Annotated in this window: 11 protein-coding genes; 9 read left to right on the forward strand and 2 right to left on the reverse strand. The window is 42.4% G+C overall.

The window, feature by feature from the left end:
- The first annotated feature begins 175 nt into the window (after positions 1–175).
- From spoVS to V1497_RS08700, 9 genes are all read left to right on the forward strand, one after another.
- The gene (gene spoVS / locus V1497_RS08660; RefSeq protein ID WP_041100119.1) at positions 176–436 is read left to right on the forward strand and encodes a stage V sporulation protein SpoVS; all 261 of its coding nucleotides are present in this window, start codon (positions 176–178) and stop codon (positions 434–436) included.
- A 316-nt stretch (positions 437–752) separates the two neighbouring features.
- Positions 753–1676, forward strand: a complete 924-nt coding sequence (locus V1497_RS08665) for a dipeptidase (protein ID WP_349410571.1) — start codon at positions 753–755, stop codon at positions 1674–1676.
- 206 nt (positions 1677–1882) lie between these two features.
- Positions 1883–3619, forward strand: a complete 1737-nt coding sequence (locus V1497_RS08670) for a 2-oxoacid:acceptor oxidoreductase subunit alpha (protein WP_349410572.1) — start codon at positions 1883–1885, stop codon at positions 3617–3619.
- A 1-nt stretch (position 3620) separates the two neighbouring features.
- Positions 3621–4487: a 2-oxoacid:ferredoxin oxidoreductase subunit beta gene (locus tag V1497_RS08675; RefSeq protein ID WP_349410573.1), complete on the forward strand. Its 867-nt coding sequence runs from the start codon at positions 3621–3623 to the stop codon at positions 4485–4487.
- A 306-nt stretch (positions 4488–4793) separates the two neighbouring features.
- Positions 4794–5834 (forward strand): L-threonine 3-dehydrogenase, encoded by a 1041-nt coding sequence (gene tdh / locus V1497_RS08680; RefSeq protein ID WP_349410574.1) that lies wholly within the window; start codon positions 4794–4796, stop codon positions 5832–5834.
- 62 nt (positions 5835–5896) lie between these two features.
- A complete protein-coding gene (locus V1497_RS08685; protein WP_349410575.1) occupies positions 5897–7075 on the forward strand; it encodes a glycine C-acetyltransferase in 1179 nt (392 codons plus the stop codon).
- Positions 7076–7416: 341 nt separating this feature from the next.
- Positions 7417–8901 (forward strand): tRNA (N6-isopentenyl adenosine(37)-C2)-methylthiotransferase MiaB, encoded by a 1485-nt coding sequence (gene miaB / locus V1497_RS08690; protein WP_349410576.1) that lies wholly within the window; start codon positions 7417–7419, stop codon positions 8899–8901.
- On the forward strand, positions 8901–9320 hold the full coding sequence (locus V1497_RS08695; RefSeq protein ID WP_349410577.1) for a RicAFT regulatory complex protein RicA family protein: 420 nt from the start codon (positions 8901–8903) through the stop codon (positions 9318–9320). The genes miaB and V1497_RS08695 overlap by 1 nt, the downstream gene beginning before the upstream one ends.
- Positions 9321–9788: 468 nt before the next feature.
- Positions 9789–10355, forward strand: a complete 567-nt coding sequence (locus V1497_RS08700; protein WP_349410578.1) for an outer spore coat protein CotE — start codon at positions 9789–9791, stop codon at positions 10353–10355.
- A gap of 55 nt (positions 10356–10410) precedes the next feature.
- Here V1497_RS08700 and V1497_RS08705 read toward each other — a convergent pair whose 3' ends face one another.
- Both V1497_RS08705 and V1497_RS08710 read right to left on the reverse strand, forming a co-directional pair.
- Positions 10411–11613 (reverse strand): ABC transporter permease, encoded by a 1203-nt coding sequence (locus V1497_RS08705; protein ID WP_349410579.1) that lies wholly within the window; start codon positions 11611–11613, stop codon positions 10411–10413.
- Positions 11564–12280: an ABC transporter ATP-binding protein gene (locus V1497_RS08710; protein ID WP_349410580.1), complete on the reverse strand. Its 717-nt coding sequence runs from the start codon at positions 12278–12280 to the stop codon at positions 11564–11566. Before V1497_RS08710 ends, V1497_RS08705 begins: the two co-directional genes overlap by 50 nt.
- Positions 12281–12327: the final 47 nt, after the last annotated feature.

Consider the following 12327-nt stretch of genomic DNA (forward strand, 5'->3'; position numbering starts at 1 on the left):
GGTTCTCGACGTTGTGGAAAAGGCTAGGTTCACAGTATAAGTGAAACTAAGGCTCAGCCTGCGTTACAACTTGCCTTTGCCTAGTTTTCTTTACAAAATAGTAACTTAGGAGGAATACAAGCTCATATCGTGAATATAGTAAAAGTGGTAGGATATCAATAAGGAGGTACAAATCATGGAAATATTAAAAGTTTCAGCAAAGTCCAATCCAAATTCTGTAGCTGGCGCACTAGCTGGAGTCCTCCGTGAACGAGGGGCTGCCGAAATTCAGGCGATTGGCGCTGGTGCCCTGAACCAAGCCGTGAAAGCAGTAGCAATTGCACGAGGATTTGTTGCACCCAGTGGAGTTGACCTCATTTGTATCCCTGCATTTACAGATATCATGATTGAAGGAGAAGAAAGAACTGCAATCAAATTGATTGTAGAACCTCGATAAGATCCTGATGAGGATGACACGGTGCTGTCTGTCTGGACAGCTTGGTCATCCTCTTTTTGCGCCCTGAAAAAGGAGCAAGGATAAGGGAAAGAAACTTGGCCGAACCCCATAGGACCAAGTTTTTTTAATTTCTGAACGAATTTATCCGTTCTTCTCCTGGTTCCTCAAGGATTTTCCATGGACAATGTAGAAAACATTGAGTGGGGAATGAAATTTGTATTTTCAGAGTTTAACAGCAATTAATGTTACCTATACTAGTAATCCGGCGCAGTCTTTTGCATATTAGGATTGCTTTTTCAGGAGGTCGTAAGCTGACATGAGAATATTCGATGCCCATTGTGATGCACTTTTGAAACTGTGGCGGGACCCGAGCCTTACGTTCAGAAGCTCAGGTGAGCTCCAAGTTTCCTATCAGGGTTTGAAAAAAGCAGGAGCGAAGGTGCAATGCTTTGCTGTATTCGTGCCAGATGATAGTATTGGGGATGCTCGATTCCAAGCAGCGCTTGATATGATCGACATCTTTTATGAAAAAATCGTCAGGCCGTACCCTGAAATAAAAGCTGTCTTCACAAAAGAAGACATCGCCAACTTGGCTGATCATGAAATCGGCGTCATGTTGACACTGGAAGGGTGTGGTCCAGTTGCAAACGATCTTGTACGCTTGAAAACGTTGATTCGATTGGGGATCCGTTCTGTCGGGTTGACATGGAATTATGCAAATGACCTTGCAGACGGTGTTCTTGAAGATCGACAAGGAGGCCTTTCAAACCTGGGGAAAGAAGCGGTTATGTTACTGGACAGCGAAAATGTTTGGACGGATGTTTCACATTTGACGGAAGCAGGATTTTGGGACGTAATGGAGCTGACAGACGCAGTCATTGCCTCGCATTCCAATGTACAAGCGTTATGTGATCATCCGAGAAATTTGAATGATCAGCAAATCAAAGCGATCATCAACAAGGATGCTGTAATGGGGATCACCTTCGTACCTTATTTCTTAAGTGATCATTCACCTGTCCATATTCCTGAAATCCTCAAACATATCGATTACGTCGCAGCGTTAGGCGGTGTGAAGAACATTGGGTTCGGATCGGATTTTGATGGTATTTCTGAAACGGTAATAGGCCTTGATCGCTACTTTGGCTATGAGCGGCTTGTCAATGAATTGCTGAAGCATTATTCCGAAGAGCAGGTCAAAGGTTTTTGCTTTAATAATTTTTATGATCGGGTCTGTTTTTAGTATATTTGGAATAGTCCGATTGATGGAAGAATTTTCACTAGAATACTTGCATTTTTATAATGTTAGGTCTATTATTGTAAACGTTATAAACCATTTTTCTTCCCAAATTTTAGAGGGTTTTTACATATTCCACGATTTGGTTGCAAGAACGTTACATTATGATGATTTGAAATAGGATTGGAACATAAGAAGGGGTGGAGTTTTAAATGGTAGATCAACTTTCATGGAAAGTTGGCGGACAACAGGGTGAAGGAATTGATAGTACAGGTGAGGTATTTTCACTTGCTCAAAACCGTTTAGGTTATTACCTCTATACTTACCGCCACTTTTCTTCTCGTATCAAAGGTGGTCATACGAACAACAAAATCCGTGTTTCCACTAAGGAAATTGGTGCAGTTTCAGATGACCTTGATATTTTGGTTGCATTCGATCAGGAAACAATTGATGTAAACTACCACGAATTACACAACGAAGGCATAATCATCGCAGACTCCAAATTTAATCCAACAGCTCCAGATGACTGTAAAGCCAAGTTGTATGCGGTGCCATTTACTGAGATCGCAAACGAATTAGGAACTTCATTAATGAAGAACATGGTTGCAATCGGTGCTACGAGTGCAATCTTAGGTCAATCGACCGAAGAATATCGTGAAATCGTGCAGGAAGTATACGGCCGTAAAGGTGAAAAGGTCGTTGAAAAGAACATGGAGGCACTGAAACAAGGTGCAGAATATTTCAATGAACAAGCGGGCGGTCCGATCGAGCGTCTCCAGCTTGAAAAAGCTGACGGTAAAAAACGCATGTTCATGATCGGGAACGACGCAATCTCCCTAGGATTCCTTGTTGGTGGCGTCCGTTTCATGTCTGCATACCCGATCACTCCTGCATCCGAGATCATGGAGTATATGATCAAACACCTTCCAAAGTATGGCGGTACCGTCATTCAAACGGAAGATGAAATCGCTGCAGCAACGATGGCGATCGGTGCAAACTATGCTGGTGTACGAACGATCACAGCTTCAGCTGGACCTGGTCTATCGTTGATGATGGAAGCAATTGGACTTTCAGGCATTACCGAAACACCATTGGTCGTCGTTGACACCCAGCGAGGTGGACCATCGACAGGTCTTCCGACGAAGCAGGAGCAATCTGATTTGATGGCGATGATCTACGGAACTCATGGTGAAATTCCGAAGGTCGTCATGGCACCGAGTACGGCAGAAGAAGCATTCTATGATGCAGTAGAAGCACTGAACATTGCAGAAGAATACCAATGTCCGGTCATCCTGTTATCTGATCTTCAGCTTTCTCTTGGAAAGCAAACTGTACAGCCATTGGATTACAGCAAGACGGAAATCCGCCGAGGTAAACTCCAATCAGAGGAACTTCCTGAGCTGGAAGCGAAAGAATATTTCAAGCGATATGAAGTGACGGAAGACGGCATTTCACCACGAGTATTGCCGGGTGCTAAGAATGGTATCTACCATGTGACAGGTGTTGAACACGATCAGACAGGTAAGCCTTCTGAAGTATCTGCAAACCGTCAGGCACAGATGGATAAACGAAATCGTAAGTTGTCCAACCTGAAGTTCAAGACGCCGGTCTATAAGAATACGAAGCATGACGATGCGGATCTATTAGTCGTCGGTTTTAACTCGACAAGAGGTGCGATCGAAGAGATGATTCCACGTCTTGAAGAGGACGGCTTCAAAGTGAACCATGCTCATATCCGTTTGATTCATCCGTTCCCGACTGATGAGATGAAAGAGCTTGTCGATTCCGCTAAGAAGGTTGTTGTCGTCGAAAACAACTCGACTGGACAACTGGCAAGCATTATGAAGATGAACCTCGGTAACCTTGAGAAGATCCATAATGTATTGAAATACAACGGCAACCCATTCTTGCCTTCAGAAATATACGCAAAATGCAAGGAGCTGTTATAAGATGGCAACATTTAAAGATTTTCGTAACCAAGTAAAGCCGAACTGGTGCCCAGGCTGCGGAGATTTCTCAGTGCAAGCTGCGATTCAACGTGCATCTGCGAATATCGGTCTTGAGCCAGAAGACTTGGCTGTCGTTTCAGGAATTGGATGCTCCGGGCGTATTTCTGGTTATATCAACTCATACGGGTTCCATGGTATTCACGGACGTTCGCTTCCGATTGCTCAAGGTGTGAAGATGGCGAACCGTGACCTGACTGTCATCGCATCTGGTGGTGATGGGGACGGATTCGCAATTGGAATGGGGCATACGATTCATGCAATCCGTCGTAACATCGATATCACATACATCGTCATGGACAACCAGATCTACGGATTGACGAAAGGGCAGACGTCGCCACGTTCTGATTTCGGATTCAAAACGAAGAGTACGCCGGAAGGTTCAGTTGAATCATCGATCTCGATCATGGAAACTGCTTTGACGGCTGGAGCTACGTTTGTGGCACAAAGCTTCTCGAGTGACCTGAAAGAATTGACATCCTTGATTGAGCAAGGGATCCAACATAAAGGATTCTCACTCATCAACGTATTCAGTCCTTGTGTCACTTACAACAAGGTCAATACGTATGACTGGTTCAAGGAAAACCTTGTAAGTCTATCCGACATTGAAAACTATGATGCACATAACCGCATGGTTGCCATGCAGACTTTGATGGAAAACAACGGGCTGGTCAAGGGATTGATCTATCAAGATAAGAATAAAAAGTCCTATCAAGAACTTGCTCATGGTTATAGTGACACTGCACTATCCAAAGCGGATCTCTCTATTGATGAAAAGCAATTTGAAGAACTGATTTCAGAGTTCATGTAAACAACTTGAAGCTGAAAACCTCATCTGAAAGGATGAGGTTTTTTGTTTTTCGGGGATTGCCCCTGCTTTCGCACCCCGAAAACGGAGAAATAACGAAATCGCACCCGGCAAGCTACTGGCTGTCTTATTTTGAATTGTCCTTGTTTTCAGGTATAGTTTAAGAAGGTAAGCAAAAAATGAAATGAGGTACACATCCAGCATGTATGCGCATGTGTACATGTCAGGAGGACACAACTTTACTCTTGAATATTGTCATGATACAATTTTTAAGGGTAACTTATTGTGAACTTTAAAGGAGTGTTCATCTTGAAAGGAAAAATGAAAGCGATTGTAAAACACCATCGTGATAAAGGTGCACGACTCGAGATGGTGGACATCCCTCAAATAAACGAAGACGAAGTTTTGATCAAGGTAAAAGCAACGTCGATTTGTGGAACTGATGTACATATTTATGCTTGGGACGAATGGTCCGCAAGCCGAGTGAATCCACCTTATGTGTTCGGTCATGAATTTGCTGGTGAAGTTGTGGAAATTGGTGAAAACGTTACCAATGTGAAAATCGGGGATTCTGTTTCAGCAGAAACGCATATCGTATGTGGCGAGTGCCCGCAATGCCTGACAGGGAATGCACACATTTGCCGTAATACGCAGATCATCGGTGTCGATATCGACGGGTGCTTTGCGGAATACGTTGCTCTTCCAGCTAAAAACCTCTGGGTTAATGATGCTGAAATGCCGATGTCTGTCGGCTCTGTACAGGAACCGATGGGGAATGCAGTCCACACGGTACTTGCTGGTGATATAGCTGGAAAGACCGTTTCAATCATCGGTTGTGGACCGATTGGATTGATGGCTGTCGGTGTTGCAAAAGCGGCTGGTGCTTCCAAGGTCATTGCCTATGATCTCAATGACTATCGTCTGGACCTTGCTAAAGAAATGGGTGCTACGACGATCGTCAACTCTAAAGAACAAGATCCCGTACAAATTGCAATGGATCTGACGGATGGCAATGGCGTAGAGGTTGTTTGTGAAATGTCTGGCCATCCGGTCGCCATCGACCAAGGATTCAAGATGTTGACGAACGGAGGCCGTATGTCGATTCTGAGTCTACCGGTAAGACCTGTTGAAGTGGATATTACGAATGACATCGTGTTCAAAGGGATTACTGTACAAGGGATCACTGGACGAAGAATGTTTGAAACGTGGCGTCAGGTTGCTGGATTGCTCGAATCCGGTCAAGTCGATGTCCAGAAAATGATCACGCATGAATTACCACTTGAAGACTTCGAGAAAGGCTTTGATCTCATGCTCGAAGGAAAATGCGGAAAAGTCGTCCTTAAACCTTAATTTTCGTTTTATGAAATTCCAATTGAATAAAATGAATTCAAACTTGATAGGAGGAATGGATTGTGAAAGGTTTTGAGTATTTACAAAACGAATTAGATGAGATGAAATCTGAAGGTGTGTTCCGTGAACTGATTCCTTTAGAAACGGAACAAGGCTCTAAAGTCGTAATTAAAGGAAAGGAAGTCATCCAACTTTCATCCAACAACTATCTCGGCTTGACAGACCATCCACGAATGAAACAAGCAGCCCTTGATGCAGTTGAAAAATACGGTGTCGGAACAGGCTCAGTCCGTACCATTGCTGGTACACTCAGCATGCATGAAGAGTTCGAGCAAAAGCTGGCTGAATTCAAGCATACTGAAGCTTCACTGGTTTTCCAATCTGGTTTTACTACAAACCAGGGAGTGCTTTCCTCCATCCTTACGAAAGAAGATGTCGTCATCTCTGATGAATTGAACCACGCTTCAATCATTGATGGGATCCGTTTGACGAAAGCAGCTCGAAAAATCTATAAGCACGTTGATGTAGAAGACCTTGAGAGAGCATTGAAGGAATCCTCAGATTATCGCGTGCGCCTCGTCGTAACGGATGGCGTATTCTCAATGGACGGAAATATCGCACCATTACCTGAAATCGTAGAACTATGTGAAAAGTACGATGCTATTCTCATGGTAGACGATGCCCATTCGAGTGGTGTACTTGGACGCAACGGACGTGGTTCTGTCGACCATTTCGACCTAAACGGCCGTGTGCATATCCAAGTTGGTACTTTGAGTAAGGCGATCGGAGTTCTTGGTGGATATGTCGCAAGTACACAAGCGTTGAGGGATTATCTAATCCATAAAGGACGTCCGTTCCTATTCAGTACATCCCATCCTCCAGCTGTCACAGCGGCATGCTCTGCAGCGATTGATGTCCTTCTCGAGGAGCCTGAATTGATCGATAAACTATGGGATAATGCTAAGTTCTTGAAGGATGGACTACGAAACCTCGGCTTTGATACAGGTAAGAGTGAAACGCCGATTACACCTGTCATTGTCGGAGATGCTGCTCTTGCTCATAAGCTATCGGACAAGCTGTTCGATTATGGCGTTTTCGCACAAGGGATCGGATTCCCGACAGTCGCGAAAGGTGCAGCTCGTGTCCGTACGATCGTGACCGCACAACATTCGAAGGAAGAGCTTCAAGAAGCACTTGACGCGTTCGAAAAAGCTGGTAAGGAACTCAACATCATTAAATAAATACATTCAAGAGGAGGCGAATGCCTTCTCTTTTTCTTTTTGTAGATCATTTCTCATTTTTGTAGATGTTCGCTCATTTTTGTAGATAAATTATCCTTTTCGTAGATAATTCCTAATTCTCGTAGATCATTCTTGATTTTTGGTAGATAAAATCTCAAAAGGGCATCTTCAAGCTTTAAATCTTCAGAATATAGTCAAGATGTACCGCAATATGGTCAATCTACACGGGATTTGTTATAATAAATGAGTTATATGTATTCATTTAAAGCGTAATGGAAAAGATGATCGGTATTTCGTGTATGAACGTATAGAGTCAGTAGAGCAGTAAGGAGTGAACCAGTTTGAAAACAGAAGAAAAAGACTACTCCAAATACTTTCAGACAACCTATCAACCCCCTTCATTAAAAGATGCAAAACGTCGGGGAAAAGAGAAGGTGCTCGTCCATAAAGATTTTACGATTGATGAGGATATGAAGAATCTCGGTGTCGGGAAAAAATTCATGATCCGTACATACGGCTGTCAGATGAATGAACATGATACAGAGGTCATGGCTGGAATATTAACGGATATGGGTTTCGAAACGACGACAGACACGAATGAAGCAGATATCATCCTGCTTAATACGTGTGCGATTCGCGAAAACGCTGAAAACAAAGTGTTCGGTGAAATTGGCCACCTGAAATCCTTGAAGGTTGAAAGACCAGAATTGATTCTTGGTGTATGTGGCTGCATGTCCCAGGAGGAATCGGTCGTCAATAAAATTCTCCAGAAACATCAGCATATCGATCTGATATTCGGCACACATAATATCCATCGTCTGCCTCAGTTGATCAAGGGTGCCATCTTCAATAAAGAGATGGTTGTAGAGGTATGGTCGAAAGAAGGCGATATCGTCGAGAACCTCCCTCGTGTCCGTAAAGGGAACATCAAGGGATGGGTCAACATCATGTATGGCTGCGATAAGTTCTGTACGTACTGCATCGTTCCTTATACGAGAGGAAAAGAGCGAAGCCGCAGACCGGAAGACATTATTGAAGAGGTAAGGCATCTCGCTCGGAACGGGTATAAAGAGATTACGTTGCTCGGGCAGAATGTCAACGCATACGGTAAGGATTTCGAAGACATGGAATACGGCCTCGGTGATCTAATGGATGAAATCCGTAAGATCGATATCCCTCGAGTACGATTTACGACGAGCCACCCGCGTGACTTTGATGATCATCTCATCGATGTTTTAGCAAAAGGCGGAAACCTTGTCGAGCATATCCATCTCCCGGTCCAGCATGGTAGTTCCGAAGTCTTGAAGCTGATGGCGCGTAAATATTCACGTGAGCATTATTTGAATCTTGTTGATAAAATCAAGGCGAAAATACCGAACGCGGTCTTTACGACGGATATTATTGTCGGCTTCCCGAATGAGACGGATGAACAATTTGAAGAGACGTTGTCCTTGGTCAAAGAAGTCGAATATGACATGGCGTTCACGTTCATCTATTCACCAAGAGACGGTACACCTGCTGCTAAAATGAAAGATAATGTGCCGATGGAAGTGAAAAAAGAGCGTCTTCAACGATTGAATGATGTGATGAATGAAATTTTCCTAAAGAAAAACAAAGCTTTGGAAGGCGAAGTCGTAGAAGTCCTAGTCGAAGGAGTAAGTAAGAAAAATTCCGAAGTATTGACTGGACACACACGTACAAATAAAGTTGTCCATTTCCGAGCACCGAAGTCCTTGATCGGGGAACTCGTAAATGTGAAAATTAATGAAGCGAAAACATGGAGCTTGAACGGAGAGCTCATGCAAACAGTAGAGGTGAATCAATAATGGCAGAATATACTCGAGAGCAAGTAATTGAAAAAGCGGAAGAACTTGCAAAAATGATTTCTTCTACAGAGGAAGTCGACTTCTTCAAGCGTGCAGAAGAGAAAATCAATGAAAATGACAAAGTCCACAAGTTGATCAGTAAGATTAAAATGTACCAACAAGAGGCTGTCAATCTTCAACATTATCAAAAGCATGAAGCTTTGAAGAAGGTGGAAGAAAAGCTGGATGCCCTTCATAAAGAAGTGGATTCCATCCCGATCGTTCAGGAATTCAAACAATCCCAAACGGATGTGAACGATTTGTTGCAGCTTGTTACATCGACCATTTCCAACACAGTGACGAATGAAATCGTTCGAGATACAGAAGGGGACCAGTTAAAAGGCATGACTGGTTCAGCTCTGAAACATAAACGTTTCTAATACGAAAAGAGGTTGACCTGAAATTAGGTTAGCCTCTTTCTTCTATTAAAGTCACCTTAAATCGTCTAAGGTTGAAATTGAAAAAGGATGACAACATGATAAAAAAGAGCGATTCTGTCCGCCATATTGGAGAAATGCAGACATGAAGGATAGAAAAAGGGCTGACTTAGGGACGAAATAACGTCCTTATGAGTCAGCCCCTTTTTTTACCGTTTTCCATATTTTCTACATAGTACATATCAACCTACAAATCATCATTCAGAACGTCATTATCCTGGAGTTTAAATTTCACATACCGTACTAAAACAATCCCTTACAAAAAGGAAAAAAAGATACCATAAATTCCATGAAAATCTCATAGACTGAACTAACGGGACATTATGAACGAGTTAATAAAAATTTTAAGCACACTAGTCATTCGCCCTGCATAGGATGAATTGAAGATTGGAAGAGGAGGGATTTAGTCACATGGCCAAAAACGATAACAGCTTCAGAGAAATCATAACGAAAGCGGTTTGCGGCAAAGGTCGAAAGTTTTCACAGGCCACCCATACAGTTACACCTGCTCATAAACCGTCGAGTATCCTCGGCTGTTGGATCATCAACCACAATTATAAACCTGTGGAGAACGGTAATTCGGTAGACGTAGAAGGCAGCTATGATATTAATGTTTGGTACTCCTACAATAACAATACGAAAACAGAGGTCGTCACGGAGACTATCCGTTATAAAGATTCGTGTAACCTGACAAAGAGAGATGAGCATTCCCTTGGCAAACACCTTGAGGTGAATGCAAGGGCGATTCAGGAGCCAAATACATTAGAAGCAACCATCTCACCGAATGGGAACAAGATTCTTGTTCAGGTGGAACGTGAATTCATAGCTGAAGTAATCGGGGAAACAAAAGTATGGGTGCAGGTGAACCAAGACGGCGTCATCGAAGAGTTTGAAGATGAAAGCTGGGAAGACGAAGTCGACGGAGAAGATTTCGAAGACCTCGATCCGAACTTTTTATTAGGTGATTTGGAAGAGTAGTCAAACAAGGAGGAAGAACACTTCTTCCTTGTTTTTTTATGTTCGAACGCTTAATTTACGTTAACAAGTACCTTATCAAACTGGTAATGATAAGGAATAGTCCGACGAAACCATATGCTGGGAAAAGAAATAACTTCGTCACCTTAATTTTCGCCCTATAGGTTGCGTCATCTCTACGAGCGATCGATTTGAAGAAAGGTTTTGAAATTGTAATCATCCATACGGAATCCAACCATTTTGCCAAAAACAAAACAAATGCAATATAAATCAGTGCCTTGATCCATATAGGGGGGATGACAAATAACGCACCAGTTGTCATACCAATGATTTGAAGATAGCTTAAGACGTTCGATTGATTGCGAATGAACGTCTTTATGAACAATTCACTGACGCCATTTTCAGCTGATCTGTTTTGAAATAGACGTTCTGAATGGCGGAAGAGTAACGGTCGCTTGCGATTGAAGGTCGTCTCTTTTGGAACAAACTCTGTAACCGTTAAAATCATTTTGACGTGTTTCAGTTTCTGTTTCCGATCCAACTTAATGAAATATGGCTCGAGTGCCTTGCGCTGGATGAATCGTCGAAGAAGCAATATGATGATTATCTGAAAACTACTCGTAATTAGGATTAATAGTAAGAAACCGGATTGGACAAACTCAATCCCTCCGACTACGATAATTCCACCAAAAAACAGAAAGAACGCGAAGTGAACAGTCCCTTTCAGGAGGATGTTTGAAATCTGATCCATCCATATACGTACAGTGAGAATAAGGAGATGTGCGGAACTTATGAATACCCAAATAAAAATTACACTACTCCACTTGAATTGATAATGATTGATGAGTAGTGGGGCGAAAAGCATCATAATAAGAAAAAGCTTTAAGACCTGAAGTAAGACAGAATAAATAAGTGACGATTTTTTTAAACCGTACACACATTGGCGATTTTGTAAAAGAAATAATTGGTCTGCTTCCTCGAGAAATGTGCGAAGACTACCTATCCAACAAAATAAATATAGTACAATGAAGGTCAGTTCCAGGGGAATCCCGAGCAGCCATTCAGGTGTTTCCATCCACCATGATCGATAGCTTGCGAGTAAGATGATTGCCGCTGGAATAATAAGATAAACCCAGATCGTCCAATCTATAACCGTTTTGACTGCTTTCCATTGGAAATGCCAATCCTGCTTTAATCTCTTGAAAAATAAATTAAAGCCTGTCATCTGATTCATCCCTCGATAAGATGTTGTAACAATCAAAAAGAGAGCCTGCTGGAAGGTTCGCTTTAATTTGTAAGTCGGAAAGTGTTCCATCTGCAAATAACGTTCCTTCTTTCATCAATAGAAAACGATCACAGTATTTTTCCGCTGTATCTAAAACGTGAGTGGACATAAGAATTCCTGCACCCCGCTTTTTTTCATCATTAATGAAACGTATGAAATCCCTCGTAGCATTTGGATCTAAACCAATAAATGGTTCATCTACTATGTAAAGGTCAGGCTGTATCAGAAAGGCGAGCAAAAGCATTCCCTTTTGCTGCATTCCTTTCGAAAATGTATTCGGCAAGTCATGGACGACACTTTCAAGTTTGAAAACACGCAACAGATGTTCCGTTCGACGGCTTAAATCTTCATCACGAATCGACATTACAGAAGCGGTAAAATCGATATGCTCCTGAAGAGTCAGTTCATCATAAAACATCGGTTGTTCAGGAACGTAAGCATATGTATGATGATCCTTTATTGATATCTTGCCGTTCAATAGATTGATAATGCCGAGTATGGACTTTATGGTTGTACTTTTACCAGCGCCATTCGCTCCTATAAGCCCTACAAGCTCTCCAGTTTTCAACGAAAAGCACACGTCCTTCAATATGGCATCACTGCTATACCCTGCACGTTGAATATCGACCTGTAACAATGACATAGACAATCTCCTCCTGATGTGTTTACGTATCAAGACCTGCAAAGGTT

The organism is Pseudalkalibacillus sp. SCS-8 (assembly GCF_040126055.1).
Classification (GTDB): Bacteria; Bacillota; Bacilli; order Bacillales; family Fictibacillaceae; genus Pseudalkalibacillus; species Pseudalkalibacillus nanhaiensis.

What these genes read in the sequence shown, in the direction of transcription:
- spoVS (WP_041100119.1), top strand. Translation starts at nt 176, where the DNA reads ATGGAAATATTAAAAGTTTCAGCAAAGTCCAATCCAAATTCTGTAGCT.
- V1497_RS08665 (WP_349410571.1), top strand. Translation starts at nt 753, where the DNA reads ATGAGAATATTCGATGCCCATTGTGATGCACTTTTGAAACTGTGGCGG.
- V1497_RS08670 (WP_349410572.1), top strand. Translation starts at nt 1,883, where the DNA reads ATGGTAGATCAACTTTCATGGAAAGTTGGCGGACAACAGGGTGAAGGA.
- V1497_RS08675 (WP_349410573.1), top strand. Translation starts at nt 3,621, where the DNA reads ATGGCAACATTTAAAGATTTTCGTAACCAAGTAAAGCCGAACTGGTGC.
- V1497_RS08695 (WP_349410577.1), top strand. Translation starts at nt 8,901, where the DNA reads ATGGCAGAATATACTCGAGAGCAAGTAATTGAAAAAGCGGAAGAACTT.
- V1497_RS08700 (WP_349410578.1), top strand. Translation starts at nt 9,789, where the DNA reads ATGGCCAAAAACGATAACAGCTTCAGAGAAATCATAACGAAAGCGGTT.
- V1497_RS08710 (WP_349410580.1), bottom strand. Translation starts at nt 12,280, where the DNA reads ATGTCATTGTTACAGGTCGATATTCAACGTGCAGGGTATAGCAGTGAT.